15 protein-coding genes and 2 pseudogenes are annotated in these 25,556 nt (G+C 24.9%); 15 read left to right on the top strand and 2 right to left on the bottom strand.

The window, feature by feature from the left end:
- The first annotated feature begins 303 nt into the window (after positions 1 to 303).
- The 15 genes and pseudogenes from AS160_RS09130 (at position 304) to rbr (ending at position 21,194) form a co-directional block, all read left to right on the top strand.
- Positions 304 to 3,150, top strand: coding sequence for an extracellular solute-binding protein (locus tag AS160_RS09130; RefSeq protein WP_165148003.1), 2,847 nt, complete (start codon positions 304 to 306; stop codon positions 3,148 to 3,150).
- Positions 3,143 to 4,015, top strand: a complete 873-nt coding sequence (locus AS160_RS09125) for a sugar ABC transporter permease (RefSeq protein ID WP_165148000.1) — start codon at positions 3,143 to 3,145, stop codon at positions 4,013 to 4,015. The genes AS160_RS09130 and AS160_RS09125 overlap by 8 nt, the downstream gene beginning before the upstream one ends.
- Before the next feature lie 11 nt (positions 4,016 to 4,026).
- Positions 4,027 to 4,893 carry a carbohydrate ABC transporter permease gene (locus AS160_RS09120; RefSeq protein ID WP_165147997.1) on the top strand — a complete coding sequence of 289 codons (867 nt, stop codon included), beginning with the start codon at positions 4,027 to 4,029 and terminating at the stop codon, positions 4,891 to 4,893.
- 11 nt (positions 4,894 to 4,904) lie between these two features.
- Entirely contained in the window at positions 4,905 to 6,881 is a 1,977-nt protein-coding gene (locus tag AS160_RS09115; protein WP_206528159.1) for a YIP1 family protein, read from the top strand.
- A complete protein-coding gene (locus AS160_RS09110) occupies positions 6,871 to 9,087 on the top strand; it encodes a DUF5696 domain-containing protein (RefSeq protein WP_206528158.1) in 2,217 nt (738 codons plus the stop codon). The genes AS160_RS09115 and AS160_RS09110 overlap by 11 nt, the downstream gene beginning before the upstream one ends.
- On the top strand, positions 9,071 to 9,916 hold the full coding sequence (locus tag AS160_RS09105; RefSeq protein WP_165147994.1) for a sugar ABC transporter permease: 846 nt from the start codon (positions 9,071 to 9,073) through the stop codon (positions 9,914 to 9,916). The genes AS160_RS09110 and AS160_RS09105 overlap by 17 nt, the downstream gene beginning before the upstream one ends.
- On the top strand, positions 9,913 to 10,815 hold the full coding sequence (locus AS160_RS09100; protein ID WP_165147991.1) for a carbohydrate ABC transporter permease: 903 nt from the start codon (positions 9,913 to 9,915) through the stop codon (positions 10,813 to 10,815). Before AS160_RS09105 ends, AS160_RS09100 begins: the two co-directional genes overlap by 4 nt.
- Before the next feature lie 4 nt (positions 10,816 to 10,819).
- Positions 10,820 to 11,647 (top strand): glycoside hydrolase family 16 protein, encoded by an 828-nt coding sequence (locus AS160_RS09095; protein WP_165147988.1) that lies wholly within the window; start codon positions 10,820 to 10,822, stop codon positions 11,645 to 11,647.
- A 15-nt stretch (positions 11,648 to 11,662) separates the two neighbouring features.
- Positions 11,663 to 12,670 carry a LacI family DNA-binding transcriptional regulator gene (locus AS160_RS09090; protein WP_165147985.1) on the top strand — a complete coding sequence of 336 codons (1,008 nt, stop codon included), beginning with the start codon at positions 11,663 to 11,665 and terminating at the stop codon, positions 12,668 to 12,670.
- A complete protein-coding gene (locus AS160_RS09085; RefSeq protein ID WP_165147982.1) occupies positions 12,660 to 14,750 on the top strand; it encodes a beta-glucosidase in 2,091 nt (696 codons plus the stop codon). The genes AS160_RS09090 and AS160_RS09085 overlap by 11 nt, the downstream gene beginning before the upstream one ends.
- A 1,353-nt stretch (positions 14,751 to 16,103) precedes the next feature.
- Positions 16,104 to 16,325: a hypothetical protein gene (locus tag AS160_RS09080; RefSeq protein WP_165147979.1), complete on the top strand. Its 222-nt coding sequence runs from the start codon at positions 16,104 to 16,106 to the stop codon at positions 16,323 to 16,325.
- Positions 16,326 to 16,633: 308 nt separating this feature from the next.
- The gene (locus AS160_RS09075) at positions 16,634 to 18,196 is read left to right on the top strand and encodes a hypothetical protein (RefSeq protein ID WP_165147976.1); all 1,563 of its coding nucleotides are present in this window, start codon (positions 16,634 to 16,636) and stop codon (positions 18,194 to 18,196) included.
- Entirely contained in the window at positions 18,132 to 18,728 is a 597-nt protein-coding gene (locus tag AS160_RS09070) for a stage II sporulation protein M (RefSeq protein WP_206528157.1), read from the top strand. The genes AS160_RS09075 and AS160_RS09070 overlap by 65 nt, the downstream gene beginning before the upstream one ends.
- A 10-nt stretch (positions 18,729 to 18,738) precedes the next feature.
- Complete coding sequence (locus AS160_RS09065) at positions 18,739 to 19,371, top strand: ABC transporter ATP-binding protein (RefSeq protein ID WP_165147970.1); 633 nt, start codon at positions 18,739 to 18,741, stop codon at positions 19,369 to 19,371.
- A gap of 1,225 nt (positions 19,372 to 20,596) precedes the next feature.
- Positions 20,597 to 21,194 (top strand): annotated as a pseudogene (gene rbr / locus AS160_RS11645) (rubrerythrin).
- Positions 21,195 to 22,254: 1,060 nt separating this feature from the next.
- On the opposite strand, the gene AS160_RS09055 reads toward rbr, so the two are convergent.
- Complete coding sequence (locus AS160_RS09055) at positions 22,255 to 23,511, bottom strand: MFS transporter (protein WP_165147967.1); 1,257 nt, start codon at positions 23,509 to 23,511, stop codon at positions 22,255 to 22,257.
- A gap of 301 nt (positions 23,512 to 23,812) precedes the next feature.
- Positions 23,813 to 25,519, bottom strand: a pseudogene (locus AS160_RS11640) (ABC transporter ATP-binding protein).
- Positions 25,520 to 25,556 lie beyond the last annotated feature (37 nt).

Here is a 25,556-nt window from a genome sequence, read left to right as displayed (position 1 = left end):
AATCAAGTTTATCTTTAGAAACATCGATACCAACAAACAACATAGAAACACAACCTTTCAGAATTAGATTCTAACTCTGGGTATATAAGAAAAGAGCCTCGTTATATGTAAGAGCTATAGCTCATTCTCCGGTAGCAATTCAACTTATATACCAAAGTTAGTCAGACTATTCAAGGCACTTAAGTGCAGGAGGTGACAGAATTACTTTAGTTATATAATAACTCAGAGTTAGAATTATTTTTTTAAAAATAAATATCAGATTTATTAATTATATGAAAACATTATACACGAGGAGGTAATTCTGTGAAAAAAACAATTATATACATTGGTGTGTTTTTTTCTATTTTCCTTATTATTTCTATTTTTTTATTTTATATAGGGAGAAATAATTATAATAATTTTATTAGTTCAATTAACAAATACATAATTTCTAACAATGAAAAATTAGTAAATTTCGAAAACATTATTCCAAAAAATATAATTAATGTTTTCGAAGGAAATATTTTAATTAACACCGATGAAGAAAAAACTTTTAATATAAACATAAACGAAGAAGGAGAATATGAATTAATTTTAGAATATTCATATTTAAATAATACTTCAAATAATGGATCTTTAGAAATAAAAATAAATAACAGCGAATATTATTTATCCTCAATAGATAATTACTCTTATTATGAAAACAATATTGATTTAGATAGATATGGAAATGAAATTGTTCCAAATCAAATACAATTAAAATACAATATTTCTTTAGTAAAAGATGGTAAAAGAATAAAAAATAATTTATTCTTTTATTTCAAAAATAATAATACGCTAACAATTAGAAATTTAAAATCTCCTATACAAATAAAAAGAATCTTTTTAAAGAAAAAAGAAAATTTAGTTTCATATTCAGAGTACATAAAAGAATATGAAAACAAACCTATTCATGATTCTACTATAATTCTTGAAGCTGAAGAATTAGCTTTAAAATCTGATTCTTTAATAAGTATAGGTAATTTACAAACATCTCAAATTACTCCATATGAGATTAGAAAGAAAAAATTAAATCATATTTTAGAAAAATCATTTTCTCTTTCTGGACAATCAGTTTTTTGGACATTTAATGTTCAAGAAAGTGGATTATATAATATTGGTTTTAGATATATTCAAACAACAAATAAAGGAATACCTTCCTTTAGGAAAATTGCTATTGATGGCGAAGTTTTGTTCAAAGAGTTAAGTCAATATCCTTTTAAATATACTGGATATAATTGGAAAGATGAAATTCTAGGTAATGATGCTCCATTTTATTTTTATCTAGAAAAAGGAAAACATATTATTTCGATGGAAGTGACTACAGGTCCATATGAAAAATATATTACCTTCCTAACCGAAAAAGTAAAATATTTACAAAATTTGGGATTAGATATTAGAAAATTAATTGGAAATAATTTTGATCCAAATAGAACATGGGATATTGTGAAGTATATACCTACTATTGTTGATGATTTATCTTCATTATCAAAAGAATTAGAAGAAAAGTATAATGAATTAATAAACCTTTTAGGTGAAGATAGTAGATCATCAATTTCTGATTTAATGGTTTCTGCTGAATTAATAAAAGATATTTTAAAGGAACCAGAAAGAATTCCTTTTTATTTAGATGTTATTAGCGAAGGTTCAGCATCAATGTCTCAAAGATTGTCAAATTTGGCTTTAAAACTAAAAGAACAACCAATAGGTTTAGATAAAATATATGTTTTCACAAAATTTCCTGATCTAAATTACAATAGTTTATTAATTTCTGCATATGAAGAATTGTATAAATTATATTTATCATTATTAAATAAAAATGAAAGTTATTCTGTATATGAAGAAGTTGAAGAAAATACATTAAATGTTTGGGTAAATAGACCTGTACAATATGTTGAGACATTACAATATTTAATTGATTCTGATTTTACAAAAAAATATGGAATTAATGTTAAACTTTCAATTATGCAAAATGAACAAAAGCTAATTTTAGCTAGTGCAGCAGGTAATTCTCCTGATATTGCATTAAGTATTAGTAGTTGGATACCTTTTGAACTTGCTATCAGAGGCGCATTATATCCACTATCTAATTTCAAAGATTTTATTCCTACTTTGAGAAATGATTATAATTTAGAAACATTATTACCAATGGTTATAGAAGATAAAATTTATGGAGTTACTGAAACTCAAAACTTTTATATTTTAATGTATAGAAAGGATATATTGAATAAATTAAATATTCCTATTCCTAATACATGGGATGATGTGAAAAAGATTTTGCCAGAATTACAACGTAGAGGTATGAATTTCTTTATTCCTTTATCAGAACAAACTACAAAATATTTTAATACTACAGCACCTTTTATATTTCAAAATAAAGGAAGGATTTATTCAAAGAATGGTCTAAAAGCTGCCATTAGTGATGAAAATTCAATAAAAGGTTTTGAACTAATGACTGAATTATATTCAATTTATGGACTTCCAGAACAGGTTGCTAGTTTCTATAATGAATTTAGATATGGAAGAATACCAATTGGAATTTCGGAATTTAACAATTATAATCTACTTACAAATGCTGCTGATGAAATATATGGTTTATGGGATATTGCTCCATCGCCTGGTGTTAAAATAGGAAATGATGTATATAGATACCAAGTTTCAAGTGATAGAGCAGATGTTATATTTAAATCTTCAAATAAAAAAGAACAAGCGTGGCTATTCTTAAAATGGTGGCTTTCTAAAGAAACTCAAGTAAAATACGCAAAAGCATTAGTAAATAGATATGGACCTGAATATATGTGGAACACAGCGAATATTTCAGCATTTAAAGAATTAGACTATTTCCCTGAAAAACACAAACAAACAATTGTTGAGCAATGGAAATGGATTAGAGAAGTTCAAAGGCATCCTGGTGGATATATGACAGAAAGAGAAGTAAGTAATATATGGAACATGGTTGTTATCGAAGGAAAAGAATTAAGACCTTCTATAGATAGATCTGAAATATTAATAAATAGAGAACTTGAAAGAAAACTTACTGAATTTGGATATATACAGGATGGTAAAGTTATAAAAGATTATCCAATGTATGATTCTATTTTCGATTTACTTGAGAGGTGGAACAATGAATAAAAAAAATCACTGGTTAATTTTATCTCCATATTTGATTTTATTTTTTGCTTTTATACTATTACCAATATTTGTAGCAATTTTCTTATCATTCACATATTTTAACACTATTCAACCACCTAAAATTATTGGATTTCAAAACTATATTACATTATTAACAAGAGACGAAATTTTTATGCAAAAAGTATTACCAAATACTATTAAATTCTCTTTAATTGTTGGACCAGGTGGATATATGTTATCTTTTATTTTAGCCTGGTTAATTGCTCAATTACCTAAAATTCCTAGAACAATATATGCATTAATATTATATTCTCCATCTTTAACAGCTGGTGTAACAATGTCCGTTCTATGGAGAGTTTTATTCAACGGAGATCAACAAGGTTATTTAAATGCTTTACTTTTAAGTTTAGGATTAATTGATAAACCAGTACAATGGCTTCAATCTCCTGATCATCTATTAACAATTATGATTATTGTTTCTCTTTGGAGTAGTATGGGTGTTGGATTCTTAGCTATGTTGGCAGGTATTTTGAATATTGACGAGTCATTGTATGAAGCAGCATATATTGATGGTTTAAAAAATAGATTCCAAGAAATTATATATATTACTATTCCTGCTATGAAACCACAAATGTTATTTGGAGCTGTTATGTCAATAGTTTATACTTTTACATCAGCAGGAATTGGTGTTGCATTATCTGGTACTAATCCTACTCCTCAATATGCAGGGCAATTAATTGTAAATCATATTGAAGATTATGGATTTTTAAGGTATGAAATGGGATATGCTTCAGCAGTTTCAGTAGCTCTTTTAATTATAATTTATATATTCTCCAGGATTTCTTGGAAGTTATTTGGCGAATAGGAGGTATTTATATGATTAAAGCCAAAAATAATCCACAATCATTTCATAAAAGTCAAATAAAATATCATTTAATTTTAATTCCTATTTCTTTTGTTATGCTATTACCTATTATATTCATCTTTTCACAAGCGTTTAAACCTATGGATGAATTATATTTATATCCACCTAGATTTTTAGTTAGAAAACCAACTTTGGATAATTTTTTCGAACTTTTTAGAATGACTCAGGGCTCTTCTATCCCTATTAGTAGATATTTAATAAACAGTATATTAACAGCTATTGCAACTGTTATTTTGACAATAATTATTTCTGTATTAGCTGGTTATGGCTTATCTAAAAAGAAATTTAAATCAAAAAATATAATTTTTTCTTTAAATAATTTAGCTTTAATGTTTGTTCCTACTGCAGTTATTATACCTAGATATTTAATCATTCAAAAGATGGGATTAATTGATACATTTTGGATTAATATACTATCATTATTAGCTATGCCTATAGGTGTATTTTTAATTAAACAGTTTATAGATCAAATACCTGATGCATTAATAGAAGCTGCATATATTGATGGAGCATCAGATTTAAATATAATATTTAATATTGTCATTCCATTGTTAAAACCAGCTATTGCAACTGTTGGTATATTAGCTTTCCAAGCTGCATGGAATAGTGCAGAAGCATCTATTTATTATATAAACAATGAAAATTTAAAAACCTTTGCATTTTATGTAACCAATTTAACTGCTTTAACTGGAAACACTGTTGCTGGTCAAGGTATTGCAGCTGCTGCTAGTTTAATTATGTTTGTTCCTAATTTAATTCTATTTATTTTCATGCAATCCAAAGTTATGAATACTATGGCTCATAGTGGATTGAAATAGGAGGAGTTGTTGTGAAAAGATTAATATTATTCAATTTGATTATATTATTAATAATAATTTCTTTTTCTAGTAATAATACTTTTTTAACTTACTCTTTGAGTAAAAACAATCAATGGAAGGTTACTCAAGATGCATATATAGTTAGTGAGGTATTATTTGGAGACTTAGATTTATATTATCCTCAAGATATGTATATATATAATAATAAAATGTATATTGCAGATAGCGGTAATGCAAGAATATTAGTATATGATATGAAAAATAAAAATTATGAAGAAATTGGTGCCTGGTCGTTATTTACACCTTCAGGAGTATTTGTTACCGATGAATATATTTATGTAGCTGATCCTGGTACATCAGAAGTTGTTATATTTGATCATTATGGTGAAGAAGTCAAAAGAATTGGAAGACCTAAAAGTATTTTATTTGGTAAAAATAATAAATTTAAACCAAAAAAATTAGTTGTTGATAAAAGAGGGAATATTTATATTGTTAGTGAAGGTTCATCAGATGGGATTATCCAGCTTGATAAAAATGGTGAATTTCTTGGATTTTTCGGATCAAATAAAACTTATTTTGGTTTCTTAGATAAAATTTTAGATATTTTTTATTCAGAAGAACAAAAATCAAAATTGTTAAGTAGAATTCCTAGGCCATACAATAACTTAACAATTGACAAAAAAGGTTTAGTTTATACAGTAACAAGAAAATCCGGTGGAGATGCTATTAAAAAACATAATACTATAGGAAATAATATATTATACCTTTCAAGAAAAAATGGTATGATAGATGAAAAAAACTTTGTTGACTTAGCGGTAGACAATTCAGGAAGAATATATGCATTAACTGAAACAGGTTTAATATATGAATATGACTCTGAAGGAAGACTTATTTTTTCTTTTGGTGGAAGAGCTATTTCATCAGAAAAAAATGGTTTAATTTCAGTTGCTACTGCTATTAGCGTTGATGAAAATAACAATATCTATGTGTTAGATAGAGATAGTGGATTAGTTCATGTTTTTACACCATCTATATATGCAGACTTAATTCATCAAGCCTTAGATTTCTATGTACAAGGTAAATATTTAGAAAGTAAAGACATATGGCAAAACGTTTTAAAATATGATGGGTATATAAATATTGCTCATAATGGAATTGCAAAAGCATATTTTCAAGAAAAAAATTATGAACTTGCAGCAAAACATTTTAAGATAGCTTCTAATAGAGAAGGATATTCTGAAGCATTTTGGGAAATAAGAAATTCCTTTCTTCAAAAATATATTCCTCATATATTAGCTATAATTATTTTAATATACATATTATTAGAATTTAAAATTATAAAATTTAAAAAGAAAAAAATAAAATCCAGATTGATTAATGATATATTATACATAAAAAATCTTCTAAAACATCCTATAGATAGTTTTTACTATTTAAAGAAAGGAACACATGGAAGTATATTATCTGCTACAATAATATACTTTATTTTTGCATTAGTTGTGGTTTTTGATTATATGGGTAGAAGTTTTATATTTAATCTAAACACTTCAGAAAGATCTGTATTTTATGTAATGTTTGTAGCTTTAGGACCAACTATATTATTTGTTTTCTCTAATTATTTAGTAAGTTCTATAAATGATGGAAAAGGTACTTTAAAAAATATTTATATATTTACTGCATATTCATTTGCTCCTTATATACTTTTACAACCATTTGTAATTTTATTGTCTTATGGCCTAACATTTAATGAAAGTTTCTTAATTCAATTTTCATCATTATTTATTATTGTTTGGACATTTATAGTGCTATTTTTAGGAATACAAGAAACTCATCACTATAGTGCTGGAGGTACTATCAAAAGTATTTTATTATCATTAGTTTGGATTTTAGTTATTATTCTAATTTACTCAATAGTTTTCATGCTATGGGATCAAATATTTGAAACCATATATAGTATTGTTCAGGAGGTTTTATACCATGCTCGCTAAAAATATATTTACAAAATTATCATATGAAAAGTTAAGAATAATAAAATCAAAAATTATAGTATTAATTGTTTTATTAATTACTACAATTTCCTTTTCTGAAGTTTATTCATCAAATAGATACACTAAGGTTGATAATTTAGCTAAGGTAAAAAATTCATTGAGTTTAGAAAATTACACATTAGTTTTAGAAAATGAATATTTTGAAATATATACAAATGGAAAAGATATAAGAATTAAGAATAAAAAAAGCGGATATATATGGGGCAATCCTGATAATTTAACAGGATTAAACAAAATTTGGTCTAATATAGCATCTTCAATTATTGGTATAGAATATTTTGATGATAAATCATTAAGTTATATAACAGGTATAGATTCAAAAGAAGAAATAATTGATAATGGTATTAAATGGGATATTTTTTCAGAAGAATTAGGTATTAAATTTAATTTATTTTTATATTTAAAAAATGATCATTTGGAATTTTATTTACCTAAAGATTCAATTATCGAAGAAAAAGAGTTTAAATTAGGTTCTGTATATATAATGCCATTTTTAGGAGCAGTTAATGAAGATGAAATACCTGGGTATATATTATTACCTGACGGTGCTGGAGCATTAATAAGGTTTTCTAAAGAAAAAAATTATTCAAATTGGTTTGAAAAAAGAGTTTACGGAAAAGATTATGGCATAGAAAATTTAGCCTTTGCTAATAATTTAAATGTAAATAGGCCAAATGATTTTTTAAAAGAAGAACCTATAATACATGTACCTGTATATGGAATAGTTCATGGAGTTAATCAAAATGCATTTTTTAGTGTGATTAATTCTGGAGCCGAATACTCTTCAATTGTTGCATATCCAAGTGGAGCACTTAGCGGTTATAATTGGGCATCTGTTAAATTTATTTATAGGCAAAAATATTTACAACCAACAAGCAGAAGTGGAAATGGTGTTCAAATTGCACAAAAAGAAAAAAATAGTTTTGATGCTAAATTAAGCTTATACTTTTTAACTGGCGATGATGCTAATTATGTTGGTATTGCAAAAAAATATAAAAAATTACTGTTCAATAATGTTGAAAATAAAGAAATTAATAAAAAAATACCTTTAGCTTTAGAAATAGTTTTAAATGATATAGAAAAAAAGCTATTAGGTTTTTCAAATTTAAAAACCTCTTCTTTGGAGTTCTTAAAATCATTAAATGAATTAAATATTGAAAACAAATTGATATTAATTGATGGCTGGCAAAAAAACGGCGCACATGGAAATAAAATAAAACAAAATAAAGTATACAATAGAGAAATAATTGAATATGCTAAAAATAATTCAAATATTTTCTTTGTAAATAATGTAACTAAGGTTAACGATTTACAAATAAACAAAGGAAATGAAGCTGGAATAAATCTATCTCAATACCCTATATATGAAGATAGGGATAATAAACAATTATGGTATTATAGATCCTTTTATACAAATATTAAACTTGCTAATAAATATTTAAAAGAAAAATTTGAAATGTTTAATAACAATGGAATAAATAATTTTGCAGTTAAATATTTTGGAAACAAATTATACGGAAACTTACATGTTGATGAAAAAATATTTAGAGATGAAGCAAAAAGATTAATTATAAACACTATAGAAAATTACTCAAATAATAATTTATTATTATATTCTCCAAATGATTACTTATGGAAATATATTAAAGGATTTTTAAATATTCCAATGAATAATAGTCAATATATATATGAAACTGATACTGTTCCGTTTTTACAAATTATTTTAAGCGGATATATTGATTACTTTACTCCATATATGAATGTAGGATTTTTTTCTAGATTGGATATATTAAAAACTATTGATTTTGGTGCTTATCCATCATTTATAATTACAGAAATTGATAATTATCTTTTAAGAAATACTGCTTTAGCTGATTATCCTTCAACAAAATATGATGATTGGAAAGATACTATAATAAATATATATAACGAAATTAATTCAGCTTTAAGTGAATTCAGAGGGCATTATATTATAAACAGAATTGTATTAACAGATGGAGTGGTAAAAAATACATATGATAATGGAAAATCTATAATTATTAATTATACTAATAATGATTATGCATATAATACTAATATTATAGTTAAAGCAGAATCATGGAAAATTATTAATGAAGGGGTTAATAATTATGAAAATGAAAACTAAAAAAGCATTTTTTGGATATTTGTTTTTTTCTCCTTGGATAATAGGATTCATATTTTTTACTGCATATCCATTTTTTTATTCATTATATTTGAGTTTTTTCAATGTTAAATTCAAATCAACAGGAATTGAATCAACATTTGTTGGTTTAAAACATTATTTATATGCTTTTAGAGGTGATATTAATTTCCCTATTGCTTTAACAGATACTTTAATAAATATAATATTATCAGTTCCATTAATACTTATATTTTCATTAATAATAGCTATTCTTTTAAACTCACAAATTAAAGCTAGAGCATTTTTTAGATTATTGTATTTTTTACCTGTTGTTATAATTAGTGGTCCAGTTGTTTCAGAATTAGTTTCAAATAATGCTGCTAGAATTGTAGATCCAGGTAAATATTTCATTTATAAATTTTTCACTACTTTACCAGATAGAATAAGTTTCCCTTTTTTGTATATGTTTGATAATTTAGTATTAATACTATGGTTTTCAGGGGTTCAAATTATATTCTTTTTAGCAGGTTTGCAAAAAATCAACTCAAGTGTATATGAAGCTGCAAAGATCGATGGCGCTAATTCATGGATAATTTTTTGGAAAATTACTTTACCTTTAATAAGACCTTTTATACTTGTAAATGCTATATATACAATAATGGAACTCGCTTCATTTGCTAATAATTCTATCAATGGAGTTATAACTATGCATATGTTTGACATTGATAAACCATACTCTTATTCATCTGCATTATCATGGATTTATTTTATATCTATTGCGATTATTATTGCGATTACATATCTTTTATTAAAAGAGAGGCGTAGAGTATGAAATATAGAAAATATTTAAATGCAAAAAGATATTTAAACACAAAAATATTAATCTATGTAATATTAATAGGCGTTGGATATGCATATTTATATCCTATGCTTTATATGATTTCTACTAGTTTCATGAGCTCTGAAGATTTAATAAATCCCACAATTAGATGGTTACCAGTACATCCTTCATTGAGAAACTTTAGATTAGCTTTTGATGTTTTAGAAGTAACCAAAACATTTTTTAATAGTGTTTATTTATCTTTAGTACCAGCTATTTTACAAACTTTAAGTACTGCAATAATAGCATATGGTTTGGCAAGATTTGAATTCCCTTTAAAAAAATTATTTTTTGTATTAGTATTATTAACATTTTTAATTCCAGCACAAACTACCTTAGTTACAAAGTATATGTTATTTAGTAGACTAAAAATTGCAGGTACACCATTGGCATCATTTTTACCAACCTTATTTGGTCAAGGTATAAAAAGTACAATTTTCATATTGTTATATTACAATTTCTTTAGTATGTTACCAAGGGCATTAGATGAAGCTGCTGAAATTGATGGGGCAACACAAACTCAAATCTTTTGGAAGATAATGCTACCATTATCAATCCCAGCTATTGTTACAACTTTTATATTCTCTTTAGTATGGTATTGGAATGAAACATTGCTATCAGGATTACTTGTTGGAAATTCATTAAAAACATTACCTCTTGCATTAAGAGACTTTGTAGCAAAATACGCTGAAATGTTTCCATCACAGATTGGAAACTCTACTAATAGATTAAATGAAGGTATAAGAATGGCTGCGACATTAATAACTATTTTACCGCTATTAATTACTTATTTATTCTTACAAAGGCAATTTATTGAAAGTATTGAAAAAGCTGGAATTACCGGGGAGTGATTTTATGAAAAAATTAGTGTTTTTACTCATAATTATTTTACCATTATTAGGATGCACCAATAGATTTATTTATGGAGATGATGGAATGTCAAATTGGGAGCTAGTTTGGAAAGAAGATTTTAATGAAATTAACACTGATATTTGGAAATTTGAAATTGGTAATGGACACCCTAGAAATCCAGGATGGGGAAATAATGAATTACAATATTATACAGAAGATAATGCATATATAGAAAATGGTTATTTAGTAATTGAAGCTAAAAAAGAAAAAAAATATGATTCATTTGGCTCATATAATTATACTTCTAGCAGAATAAAAACTCAAGGTAAGTTTAAAATAAAATATGGAAAAATTGAAGCTAGAGCAAAATTTCCTTTTGGAAAAGGATTATGGCCTGCAATTTGGTTACTAGGAAATAATATTACTTATGTTGGTTGGCCATTGTGTGGAGAAATTGATATAGTAGAATTTTTAGGTCATGATAAATATTCTGTATACGGTACAGTTCATGGTCCAGGATACTCTGGGAAAAATGGAATATCAAGAAAATATACAGATTATGATTCAAATTTTGTAGATAATTTTCACACATTTGGCTTAGAATGGGATGAAAATCAAATATCTTTTTTAGTTGATGGAAATGTTTATTCAACAGTAAAAAAAGATGTTATAAAGAAAAGAGGATTAAATTGGGTATTTGATAACTATTTCTTTTTTATAGTAAATCTAGCTGTTGGTGGAAATTGGCCCGGATATCCTGATTATAGAACAAAGTTTCCTGCAAAAATGTATGTGGACTATATAAAAGTTTGGCAAAAAAAAGAGGATTAATTTTGAGGTGATATTATGGCAAATATAAAAGATGTTGCTAAACTTTCAAATGTTTCTGTTGCGACGGTTTCACGCGTATTAAATGGAAGTGAAAATGTTTCTGCTGAAACACGAAAAAGAGTTTTAAAAGCTATTAAAAAATTAAATTATAAGCCAAAACCTTCTTTTAGTAATAATATATTATTCAAAACTATAGGTGTTTTAGTGCCGGATATTAGAGGTTATCATTATAGCGATATTGTTATGGCAATTGAAAGTTTTGCATATGAAAAGGGTTTTGACATAATGTTGGCTATTCCAAAAAATGACCCTTTAAATGAAAAAAATATTCTTGATCAATATTTTAAAAGAAAAGTTGACGGAATAATTTTAGCAGAATTCTATGGAGATACTAAATTAATTGATAGGTTTATTAACAGCGGAGTTCCTATTGTGGTTATGGATTTTAATGTTGAAGAGATCAATTTTGATGTTGTTAATGTAGATAATGAAGGTGGAGCATATAAGGCTATTGAATATTTATATAAAAATGGACATAGAAATATATTTGTAATTAGAGGTCCTAATAATTCTCCTGCAGCTATTGAAAGATTAAAAGGGATCAGAAAATTTATGTATAAAAAATCTGATTTGAATGTTATTTTTTCTGAAACTGAAGGATATAATCCAAATGACGGAAGTGATGCAATTTATTCATATTTAGCAAAAAATCCTTTAAACTTTACAGCTGTTTTTGCCGTTAATGACTGGACCGCGTTTGGTGCAATGGATGCTTTAAAAAGCTATGGTTATAAAATACCAGATGATGTTTCTATTATTGGATTTGACGATTCTCCTTTTGCTGAATTTGTAAATCCAAAACTTACTACAATTAAGCAACCTAGAGAAGAAATAGGCATAACAGCTACAGAAATATTAATTGAAAGAATTACAAATAAGAGAAAGAGATTACCTAAAAACGTTGTTCTTCCAACAACCTTAATTGAAAGAAATAGTGTGAGGAGGATTAATAATGAATATTGAAGATTTTATTAATAACATGACATTAGATGAAAAACTAGATTTTATAGTTGGTCCAGGATTACCTGGTCAATTTGGTAATGATGATGTTGAAGTTAGAGGAACAGTAGGAATTATTCGTGGGGTTAAGGGATTACCAGATATTTATCTAGCTGACGGCCCTGCCGGTTTAAGAATTTTCCCTGATAGAGAAAATAATAAATACTATGCAACTTCATTCCCTATTGAATCTATGTTAGCTTCAACTTGGAATAGAGACATTCTTAGAGAAGTTGGAGAAGCAATGGGGGAAGAAACTAAAGAATATGGTGTTGATGTATTATTAGCCCCTGCTTTAAATATTCAAAGGAATCCATTAGGTGGTAGAAACTTTGAATATTATTCTGAAGATCCGCTTGTTTCTGGAGAAATGGCAGCTAGCTTTGTTGAAGGAGTTCAATCAAAAGGAGTTGGAACATCTATTAAACATTTTGTTGCAAACAATCAGGAAACAAATAGAATGAAAATAGATACTATTGTTTCAGAAAGAGCATTAAGAGAAATATATTTAAAAAGTTTTGAAATTGCATTAAAAGCAAAACCTTGGACAGTTATGACAGCATATAATAAGGTTAATGGATATTATTGTTCTCAAAGCGAGTACTTAATAAAAAAGATTTTAAGAGAAGAATGGGGATTTGATGGTTTAGTAATGAGCGATTGGTTTGCAGGTGATTCTGGAGCACATCAAGTAAAAGCCGGAAATGATTTAATTATGCCAGGAAAATCTTATCAAGTCTTAAATTATAGAATTGATGAAAGAGAAGAAATAAAAAAAGGATTAAATGAAGGTATATTAACTGAAGAAGATATTGATGAAGCTATAAGAAACTTATTGAATTTAGTTATAAAAACACCTAAATATAATAATTATAATTATTCAAATAATCCTAATTTAGATGAACATGCAAAAACAGCATATAATGCTGCATTAGAAGGAATTGTGTTATTAAAAAATAATGATGTTTTTCCTATAAAAGATAAAAAAGTAGCTGTATTTGGTACAGCTCAAATTGAAACAATTAAAGGCGGTTTAGGAAGCGGCGACACTCATCCAAAGTATGTAATTAACATAATTGATGGTTTTAAAGAAAAAAATATTGATTTTGATGAAAAACTATATAATATATATAAAAATAAAATTGAAGAATTACGAAAAGAAAAATATAAACCATATCATAATGATTTAGGACATACATTATATCCAAGATTACCCCAAAACGTTATTGATAATATTTCTTATTACGCCGATAATAATGATTTGGCAATTATAGTTATTAGCAGAATATCTGGAGAATTTTTTGATATTGATATTAAAGATTTTTACTTATACGATGATGAAATAAAATTAATAAAAGAGGTTTCAAAAGAATTTAGAAAGAGAAATAAAAAAGTAGGTATTCTTTTAAATATTGGATCACCAATTGAAATGGCAACTTGGGAAGAACTTGTAGATGGAATAATGCTAATATGGCAAGCAGGCCAAGAAACGGGAAGAGCTGTTGCTGATATTGTAAAAGGAAATCATTCTCCATCAGGAAAATTAGCTTTAACAATTGCAAAAAGATTTGAAGATCTACCTTCATTACCATTTCCTGTAAATGGAGATGAGGTTATATATGACGAAGGAATTTATGTTGGATATAGATATTTTGATACATTTAAAAAAGAACCTTTATATGAATTTGGATATGGTTTATCATATACTAAATTTGAATATTCAAATTTAGATATTAAAAAAGATAATGAAAAATTATTTATTTCATTTAACGTAAAAAATATTGGCGGATTCCCAGGAAAAGAAATTTCTCAAATTTATATACGAGCTCCAAAGGGAAAAATAGATAAACCTTTCCAAGAACTTAAAGGATTTGAAAAAACAAAATTATTAAATCCAGGAGAATTTCAAAAAATTAATATTAAAATAAATATTAAAGATTTATCTAGTTACCATGAAGGTTGGATTTTAGAACATGGACAATATGAGATTAGGGTTGGTGCTTCTTCTAGAGACATTAGATTAATTGAAAAAATTGACTTATAATAAATCCCATCTGGCAAGATGGGATATTTCTTTAGTTAAATATATATTTTTTTTAAGAAAAAAATTTCTAATATTAAAATATTGGATAATATTTTTATCAATATTTAAAATAAAATTAATGTATTCTTTTTTTTTAATAAAATAAGGTAAAATTTTTTTGTCCATGGAAAAGAATTTTTCACTTTAAATTTATGACTACGGAAGGTAACATGGATGCTTTAAATTTTATCCAGGGAAATACGGAAATAAACATTTTATTATGCGAACAAAATAAATACTAATTTGCAAATGAGTATTGGAAATATTAATGAAAATAAAAAACTATATGTAAGTATACTTCTAACATAAGTAATTTATTATCAATAGCTACTGATTTTTTGCAAGAGCTTTTACAAAGGAACTTAAAAGAATAAACAAATCTTTTAAAATGAAATTTTTTTTGATAATATAAGTTTAAGATTTTTTTCACAAATAATACTTTATAATAGTAATTTATATAAAGTAAAAATATTGGATAATTTTATATGGCTTTAGACTAAGATGAGTATAATGGAAAATTCAGGCTTTAGTTGAAAAGTATGAAAATATAAATAAGGAAACTGAAATGATATTGAAAAAGCAATTAGAACAAAGTACAGAGAAGAGAAGAGTTTAGAGTTTTTAAAGGAACCAAAAGAACAGGAAAATAATAACAAAATTTGACGAGTAGCTTTGGATAGAAACAATAGATAAGGTAGTTGTGAGTAGAGATGGGAAAACAACTTTTGTAGAAGTAATGAAGAAGAAATAAAAAAGGGGGCTATGAACGTTTAGTAACTTTTAATGTGTCAAAATAAAGTTAGATGTAAATTGAATTATACACGAATTATTGATAGATTAACGTTAAGATATATGTAGAATTATGTAGTAAATAAAAGAAATTTTATTATTGACTGGATATATATAATATAAATCTTCACAAAAAATAAGATGAATTTATCTGTAAATTTTAAAAAGAATTTTATATTTAATATAGATATGGGTAAGAGTTAAAAATAAGTAATATTATTTTATTGAGAAAGAAATGAAATAACAGGAAAGTTATTAAATAAAAATAACTTAAAAAAGATTGGGCATGTAGTAATATTAACATTTTAAGTAGGGATGAATAATGTGCAACCAATAATACTATACAATGTAACAGTATCTAAAATAGTTAAGGACAGTATTAGATGAGTTAATTGTAGATGTAAATGAACAATTAGTTCAAAAAATATTAATAATTTATGATTTTGTATATAATCAACCGGTTGATTTGTATAAATATATTATCATAATAATTAACATTATTATTTAAATGAAGGAGGGAGGCAAATGTTAAAAATTATTGAAGTGCTTGGTGTAAGTTGGTCAACAGGAAATTTAATTTATGATTACCTAACAGGCGCTGCTTGGTGGGCATGGATGATTGATGCTGGATTTTTAGTAGCTGGTATTGTAAGTGGTGGAGTTGCTGCATTAATGAAACAAGCAGTAAAAATGGGATTAAGAGAAGCAATAAAAGGTTTATCTAGAAAAGCCGCAATTCTTCTTTAAGAATAATTTAAGTGAATTATTTAATAAAATATTATTATTATTATTATTATTATTATTATATATGATTAGTTTAAAAGCGGAATATAGGTAGCAATGGATTAAGTGTTGTTACCTATATTCATTGTTAAATTGTTATATAATTAAATGTAGGTGATGAAATGAGTATAGTTAACGTGTTTAGGCTATATATTAGTCTTTTTTTTAATCTTAATAAAAATTATTTTTATGAAAGATATAAATTTCTCAGTAAAAGCTACAAAATCGATAAGATACTTTATGGAATATGGTATTTTACAAAAAATTATTTTATGCTATTTTTATCAATTATATTAGTAACATATTTAATAAAAATGCCATCATTAAACATTTTAATTATTATAATTCCTCTATTATCTACATTTATAAAGATAGACAATAGAGACTGGAAATTGTTTTTTAGAAATGATTTCATTTTAGAGATCCCAAATGAAAAGGAACGGTTTAGAGTTATTTTATTAGGGAATATGTTTATTAATCTCATTATTGAAAATAATGTAATATTATTATCAGTTATTTTAGGTATAGTATTAAATTATAGAGTTTATCAAATAGTAGCTTTTATTTTAATGTATATTATAACATATATAGCATTACTTTCACTTAGTTTTATAATGCAAATTGGAAATATAAAAATTAAACGTATATTTTCTTTTTTAAGCTATTTATTTGAAATGACTACAACTGCTATACTCGTTTATTTAATCATAGATTTTTTTATTAAATTATTTATTACTTTTAGCTTAGAATTAAAATCTAAGAATATTTTGTATAGTTTATTTCAAAATATAATGCTTTCTTTAAACCAGGTTGGAAATTTAATTATTCAAAATAGTTTAAATATAAATATTATAATATTTATATTTGATATTATAATAATTTTTATTACTTTAAGAACTTTAAAAAATATAAATAGTAAATATAATAATTATGAAGAAAACTATCAGTATCGCGTTAATAACTTTTATCTACTGAGTTTATTTAGAAAAATTACTTTTAAGTTTATTAATTTAGATAATTTTTACAAAACTATGATAGATAAAGAGTTTTCGCTGTTTGCTTCTATATATAAATTTAATTTTAAAGATTATTTTTATATATTTATATTAGACAGATCTTTTGCATTTTTAATTGCAGTAATATTAATATTTTTAAAATATCCATTTAACAATTCTTATATAGTTATGTTAATACTTTCATCGATGCTATTAATTACAGACATAAATTCAGCAACTGGTGTAAAGATGATTGCAAACTTATCTTTTATTGCAGACTATAATACATTAATAACTGCAAATACATGTGGGGTTAAAATTAAAGAATTATTAAAAGCTAAAATAATATTTTTTTATATAATGAAAACATTTTCTTATATTTTATTAGTTGGGGGCATTTTCATCTTTTCTTTAATACTTGGAGCTCCAATTTGGTTTATAATACTTTTGGTTTTAGAACTTATATTAATAATAATTTTTATACCTAAGATGTATATAACCAATAACCTTATATATACAAGAATGGATTATAAGAATTATGAAAAGTATTTAGACGAAACAAAAATATTACAATATGGTACTAAAGAATTTTATCCTTTAAACGCAATGTTTAGAATACTAAGTGTGTTATTAATATTTACTATAATAATTTTGCTTCTGTTTGAAAAAATTAATATCCCAATTGTAGTATTAGTAATAAGCTCAATTAAAATAATTACAATAAGTTTTACATACTTAGTAATGCAGAGAATTAGAAATAATATTTTAGAATTTGTTGAAAGGGGTAATTATTCTGCAGACTTTACAAAAATATTTAAAAAATCTAATAGTAAGAAATAAAAATATTGCAATAGCTACAATATTTGTTTATATATTATCATTAATAGCAATTTTTACAATTACTTTTTGTACAAATATCAGCAAATTACCAGATGTATCTGATATATATGAAAAATCTGTTAGTTTTTTTAATGTTTTTATACATAATATAGTATTGGTTATTCAAAATATTTTTTTAGGATTAATAACATTAGGTATTTATGGTTTATATGTTTTAATTCAAAATGTGATTGCGTTAGGGTCAATATCAAATTCGTTGATTTCTCATTCAATGATTATATTTGTTTATAAAATGATTCCACATGGTTTAATAGAACTTTTAGGAATGTCATATTCAGTTGTTATTCCATATGTTTTGTATATTCGTGGATTTAATGCTTTTGTAAAAGTTACAAAAAGAGAGGAAAAGTTACTAAGTGAATTAATAAAGCTAGGGTTATTCATATTAAGGTCTATTATTTTTTTAGTAATTTTATTTTTTATTGCAGCAATTGTAGAAGTTATAGTTTCAAGAATTAAATTTATGAATTAGGGGGAGAAAAATGGAGTGTTTAATTGAAGTAAGAAATTTAACTTTTGGTTATGAAGATATTCCGATTTTAAAAAACTTTAATCTTAAAGTTAACAATGGTGAAATTTTATTAATTGAAGGGGATAATGGAGTTGGTAAGACTACCTTATTAAAATGTATTGGAGCTATATTAAATGGAGGTAAGAACGTTTATTTTGAGGGTAAGCATTTATTAGAACATAAGGATTTAATAAAAAATATTTCTTTTGTGTTGAGTGAAGATACATTATATGAATATTTAACTGTTGGTGAAAATATTAAATTTTACAAAAATTTATTTAATGAAAATCATAATTATGATGCTAAAATAAAAGAGTATATAGAACTTTTTGGCATAGAGCAATATTATGATGTACTAGTTAAAAATTTGTCACAAGGAACTCGTAATAAATTATATCTTGCAATAATGATGTCAAAAAATTTTAAAGCTTTAGTATTAGATGAACCTTTTACTGCTTTAGACAAGATGACTCAAGAAAAAATTATATCAAAAATAAAATTTGAAGCAATGGAAAATAATAAAGCTGTTATTATGGTGACTCATATAGATGAGTTTAAAAAAATTGCTACAAGAAGAATTAATATTACAAAATTTGAGTGTTAAAAAGCAAATTAAATGTTTAATAAAATATTAGATAAAGATGATAAAGCTTAATGTCAAATAGTTTAATAAGACATATAGTGTAATGTCAAGTAATAAAATCGGAAATCAAGAATAAAGCTGCATTCAATCGACTTAAAAAGTCAATAATAATCTAACAAATAAACAGAATTTAACTCACAGGGAATAAATGAAAATATATTAGTTCTTTCTATGTAATTTAAGATTAAATTCGGTAACTAATGCCAAAAAGCTTGAAATTAAAAAATTTTTTGTTCAAAAAATTTAAAAAAAATTAGATTTTTAAACATAAAATGAAAATTTAATGATACCAAAGTTATTTTTGTATCAACTTTTTCTTATGCGGAATCATTTAAATAAATAATAGGATTATCAACTATTTTAGAAAATGGCATAGATTATAAGTAGGTCTCTAATTCTACTTTTAACACTGTAGAAATTATAAAATACATGATTGATGCAAAAATTCTTTGTTTATCAATGTTTATACACATTGAAACATTAAGAATGATGAAGGATATAAAAAAGTTTAAAGGTAAGGAATGATAAATGAATTTAATGAAATTGCAAGATCTAAAAGAGTATGATGCGCGAATTTTCCTATACAGAAAACGGATTAAATCATTGGATTAAAAATCACTTGTTTTTTCATCATATATAATTTTTCTTTATTAATACTTATTTAGAAAAGGTATTTCAAATTATCATTATTATGGGCCTAAAAAAAACAAACTTGAAGAATGGGAAAAGGTAAAACAATTTTATAAAATGCCTAAAAGAAAAAATAATTCACTTTTTAAATTTTTTCTTGATATTGGTAAGCAAATATAAAAAGGATTTATACTATTATTTCTGGATTTTACGAGTAAGTTTTATATAAATTATCTTATTAAATCGTTAATTATATGAGGAGGTAATATATGCTATTAAGAGTTATTTTGAATGCAATATTATTGGTTATTTTTATTATCGTTTTAGTATACTTTAATAATTCGAAGGAAAAATAAGCAATAGAAAAACTATATACATTATATTAAAAAAGTTTATCCTGAATCAAAGGAAAATATTTTACCCCAAACAAAAAAATATGAATATGGAGTATAGAATATGTTTTAGTAGAAGTAACAGATAAAAAAATAAAAGTTTTGGTTAAAGGTGTAGGTAAATCTGAAGATTATGATGTTAGAAAAGCAATACCTATTGATAGATTATTGGATTATATAGAAATATATCATTAGAAGAGAAAGCTTTTGCGAGTGAGTCGCAAGCTAGAAATAGATATACCTATTATGCTTCTGTAGGTAAGAAGGAAGGATACATTCAAATCTCTAACTTTTTTTAGAAACTTCAGAAAAAATACACAAAAATATTCTTTAAATTCTTGAAAGAATCTCTTGACGGAGAAATTATTGATATTAAGGTTGATTTTCCTGTAGGATTAAGCGATACAAAAACTAATTTAATGTATTCTGCAAATGGTGAAAATGAAGAATGGACAAAATTATATCCTGAATTTGCTAAAATAGCTGAAGAAGGTTTTGCTTTAATAGCAGATGCTTTTAGAAGGATTGCTGAAATAGAGAAACATCACGAAGAAAGATTTAGAAATTTATTATCAAATATTGAAAATAATAAAGTATTTAAGAAGGATGAAGAAGTAAAATGGATATGTCTAAATTGTGGATATATATATACGAAGGCGAAGAAGCTCCAAATAAATGTCCAATATTACCTATCCTCACGATTATTTTGAATTATTATCTTTTAATATACAAATATATAGCAATATATATTTTAAAATTTAGATCGATTTTTAGAATAATCGTTATATAATAATCATAGTTTGGAGTCGCTGTTTCAAGTCACATCGACTCCAACATATTTGAATGTTCCATTGATACAATAATCAGACGCTATGAGAAATCATGTTTTTTGATACAAACATAACACATATATACTTTGTCATATAAAAATTTTTAGAAAACAAGGTTCTTATACTTGCGGGTAAAAAAGCATGGCATTACAGTATTAAGCATTCTTAAAAACAAAAAATTAAAGGAGATACAGTACTTCAAAAGAAGTTTACAGTAGATTTTCTAACAAAGAAGTACAATTAAAAAAACAAAAAATAAAAAATTTACCAACATGGCTCTAGTACATACTGGGGCCATATTATTTAATCTCGATTGAAACCTTTCAAGAAATTATGTAATTTTCTATAATATCAATATATTTGTTTTTTATTCTTGAATATAATCATTTCAGATTTTCAAAGAAATTTTCAATTGATGCATTATCAATAGAAATTTTAAATACTTTGAATTATTGATCTAAATTTATATATATTGAAAACCTCTATCAGTATAAAAAATAGCATTTTTTTATGATTGATTATTTTTGAATTTTTTTTGCAAATATATTTCTTCTATATCCATATCCTTCTTTAAATTTAAAATATACTTCTAAAATCTCCTGTATCTTTTTTCATTCCTTTTTTGTATCTATTCCTCGATATCCCGCTATTTTACATAATTTGGATAGATTATTTTATCATTATTTTTATTTTTTTAGGTTCATTTTCCATTTCTTAATAATCTCAAATATTCATTTATTTACCTCGGATTTTTTCTCTGCATTCCTTCTTTTTGTATTTTTTATTCTCTTGTTTTATATATTAATACATTTTTGCCATTGTTTGATACGATAATTTTTCTCCCTTACTACTTCTTCTTTAAACTCTTCTGAATCCTTCCTAAACTTCTGTCCTTTCTTTGCAATTAAAAAACACCTCCTACTTATTTCATCACTTTCGGAGGTGTTTTTTATCGTTTCATTTTTGAGTTCAGATCAATTGGAGGTATTTTACTAATTTTCAAGGGAAGGAGTTAAATCAATACTATCTAATTTTTTAGAAAAAATTAATACATCTAATAATATTAATATAGCTAATATGATAAATAATGTATGAACCTCATATTTATCTACAAAAAAACCCATTAATGCCATACCGATTGGAGTTGCTGCTTGAAATAAAACACCTATTACAGAAAATATTTTTGATCTTTTTTCATTTGGAATAATTTTTTGAAAAAATACTGATATTGGAGTATTAACAAAAGCATTTGTTAATCCCATAATTGTAATTATTGTACCAACAATTATAAATATTTTCCATATAGTAAAATTATTTCTAATTTGCGGAATTAAAAATAAAGCTAATAACAAATTCATGCCTACCATTCCATATATCCCATTTTTTAATAATCTCTTATTTTCACTATTTGAAAAGAATATACCCAAAATAATATTCCCTATCATTATACCTAATGTCCACATTGTTTCTAATAATCCATATTGTTGAGCTGAAAATCCAATTACTTCCCTAAATGTATATGGAAACAATACCACAAACATTGGATTAAATAAAAAATTTAAAAATATTGCCATTATCATTAAATTTCTTAGAACATTATTTTCAAAAATAAATTTAATAGAATCTTTAATATCTCCAAATATTATTTTTGTATTTATTTTTGAATCTAACTTACTTGTTTTGCTATATTTAATAAACATCTCACTAAAAGCCGATAATATAAATGATATCCCATTTAACAAAAATACCCATTTCATTCCTAATAATCCATATATAACTCCACCTAAAACTGGCCCTACTATCATAGAAGCACTACTTGCGCTTTCAGTTGCAGAAATTGCCTTCATTAAATCTTTTTCTGGAACAAGATCTGGTATCATTGCACTAGTAGCTGCTCCAAACAAACTATCAAATAAAGATAAAATTACTTGCATAGAAAATAAAATACCTAAAGTAATTTTATTTGTAAAAGTTAAATATGCTAAAAATAATATCAATACCCCTCTTAAATAATCCATAATAACCATAATATTTCTTCTATTAAATCTATCTCCTAAAACACCTGCAAAAGGAGCAATTATTAGTGCAGGCAACATGCTCACCATAGCAAATAACCCCATTTTTGTTCCCGATCCCGTTAAATCCAATATATATAATGGCATTGCTACCATCTGAATACCACTACCTAGTAATGAAACTATTCTACCAATTACAAAAAGCAAAAAATTTCTTTTTTGATTATTATTCATCTTTTCACTCCTAGTACCTTTTCATTTCTATTAATACATCTTTTATTTCTTCTATTTGATCAAATCCTTCATAATATGAATTTTTTTTATATCTTCTTTTATATCTTTTTTTATATTTCATTTCTTCACCTCCATATTTTTAAAGATATTTTTTATTTTTTTAATAATTTAAAGCAGAATATTTAAAATCTATAATAAGTATATCATAATATCTAAACTTTGTCAACTATAACTTAAAAATTTTTAATATCAATCTTGATTTTTTTAAAATTTACTAAAAATATAATCCGGCAAAGCCGGATTATATTAACAATGATTCAAACTGAGCATTATATAATTTAAAATATTCCCCTTTTTTATTCATTAATTCCTCATGAGTCCCTTCTTCAACTATACCTTTTTCTGTTAATACAATAATTCTCTTAGCATGTTTTACAGTTGCAAGTCTGTGAGCAATTATAAATGTTGTTCTGTTTTTAGATAAATCTTCTATAGACTTTTGAATTATTGCTTCACTTTGATTATCAAGAGATGAAGTAGCTTTATCTAAAATTAGTATAGGTGGGTTTTTTAAAAACGTTCTAGCTATTACAATTCTTTGTTTTTGACCTCCAGATAATTTTATACCCCTTTCATCAATTAATGTATTATAACCATCTATTAGTTCTAAAATAAAATCATGTGCGTTTGCAGCTTTTGCAGCTTGTATTATTTCTTCATCAGTAGCATCCATTTTTCCGTATCTTATATTATCCTTAATAGTCCCTGAAAATAGAAAAACATCTTGCTGTACCAATCCAATATTCTGTCTTAAAGATTTTATTTTTATATCTATTACATCTATCCCATCAATTTTTATGCTTCCTTCAGTGATATCATAAAATCTAGGAATTAAACTACATAATGTTGTTTTACTCCCACCAGATGGACCTACAATAGCAATTGTTTCTCCTGCTGATACATGCAAATTAATATTATGCAATACTTTTTTACCTTCATCATATGAAAAACCTACATTTTCAAAAACTACTTCTCCTTTTACATTTTTTAATTCAATAGCATCTTCCTTATCTATAATTTCTGGTTCAGTAGCCATTATTTCTAAAAATCTCCTAAACCCTTCAGCCCCTTGTTGATACATTTCAACAAAACGAAGTAATACTTTTAACGGTTGCAAAAATCGTACCACAAAAAAGTTATAAGCAATAAAATCACCTATATTTATATCTCCATTATATACAAAAATTACTCCAACAAACATCATTATAAGTATAGCCATGTTACCTAAGAAATTTACTGTCGGATAAAAAGTAAATATTTAAATGCTTCAGCTCTGACATTTTTGAACAATTCATTTCCATAATTAAATCTTTCTATTTCATATTCTTCATTTGTAAATGATTTAACAACTCTAATACCAGCTAAAGATTCTTCAATTCTGGAATTCACATCTGCTATTTTTTCTTTAGCCTTTTTAAATACCATTTCTAATTTACTATTATAATAAATCATAAAATAAATCATTATAGGAATAATAGAAAAAGATATAAGAGTTAATTTCACATTTATAAACAATAAAATAATAAATGCTCCAATAACCTTTATTGAAGATATAAATAAATCTTCCGGTCCATGATGAGCAAGCTCTGATATTTCAAATAAATCATTTATAATCCTTGACATTAAATGACCTATTTTGGAATTATCAAAAAAATTAAAAGTTAATTTTTGTAAATGAGAAAATAAATCTTTTCTCATATCATATTGTATTCTTAAACCTAATACATACCCCCAATATGTAACTACGTATTCCAAAAAAATACATAACAATAAATGTTACAAATAATAAAATACTATAATTTATTAATAACTCCATATTTTTATCTTTTATTCCTACATTTATTATTTCTCTAGTAATCATCGGATAAGCCAAACCTAATACAGATAATGTAAATGCAGATAATAAATCTATAAAAAATAATTTTAAATGCGGTTTGTAATATCTAATAAATTTTTTACCATATTTTCACCTCTAAATAAAGATA

The organism is Marinitoga sp. 38H-ov, from assembly GCF_011057715.1.
GTDB lineage: Bacteria > Thermotogota > Thermotogae > Petrotogales > Petrotogaceae > Marinitoga.
Note: the sequence above shows the minus strand (reverse complement) of the source record. Positions and strands in the feature narration are given on the sequence as shown.

Excerpts from the sequence above, each read along its gene's own strand:
- AS160_RS09065 (WP_165147970.1), top strand. The coding sequence starts at position 18,739 with ATGGAGTGTTTAATTGAAGTAAGAAATTTAACTTTTGGTTATGAAGAT.
- AS160_RS09120 (WP_165147997.1), top strand. The coding sequence starts at position 4,027 with ATGATTAAAGCCAAAAATAATCCACAATCATTTCATAAAAGTCAAATA.
- AS160_RS09100 (WP_165147991.1), top strand. The coding sequence starts at position 9,913 with ATGAAATATAGAAAATATTTAAATGCAAAAAGATATTTAAACACAAAA.
- AS160_RS09090 (WP_165147985.1), top strand. The coding sequence starts at position 11,663 with ATGGCAAATATAAAAGATGTTGCTAAACTTTCAAATGTTTCTGTTGCG.
- AS160_RS09075 (WP_165147976.1), top strand. The coding sequence starts at position 16,634 with ATGCTATTTTTATCAATTATATTAGTAACATATTTAATAAAAATGCCA.
- AS160_RS09055 (WP_165147967.1), bottom strand. The coding sequence starts at position 23,511 with ATGAATAATAATCAAAAAAGAAATTTTTTGCTTTTTGTAATTGGTAGA.
- AS160_RS09125 (WP_165148000.1), top strand. The coding sequence starts at position 3,143 with ATGAATAAAAAAAATCACTGGTTAATTTTATCTCCATATTTGATTTTA.
- AS160_RS09085 (WP_165147982.1), top strand. The coding sequence starts at position 12,660 with ATGAATATTGAAGATTTTATTAATAACATGACATTAGATGAAAAACTA.
- AS160_RS09110 (WP_206528158.1), top strand. The coding sequence starts at position 6,871 with ATGCTCGCTAAAAATATATTTACAAAATTATCATATGAAAAGTTAAGA.
- AS160_RS09095 (WP_165147988.1), top strand. The coding sequence starts at position 10,820 with ATGAAAAAATTAGTGTTTTTACTCATAATTATTTTACCATTATTAGGA.
- AS160_RS09080 (WP_165147979.1), top strand. The coding sequence starts at position 16,104 with ATGTTAAAAATTATTGAAGTGCTTGGTGTAAGTTGGTCAACAGGAAAT.
- AS160_RS09105 (WP_165147994.1), top strand. The coding sequence starts at position 9,071 with ATGAAAATGAAAACTAAAAAAGCATTTTTTGGATATTTGTTTTTTTCT.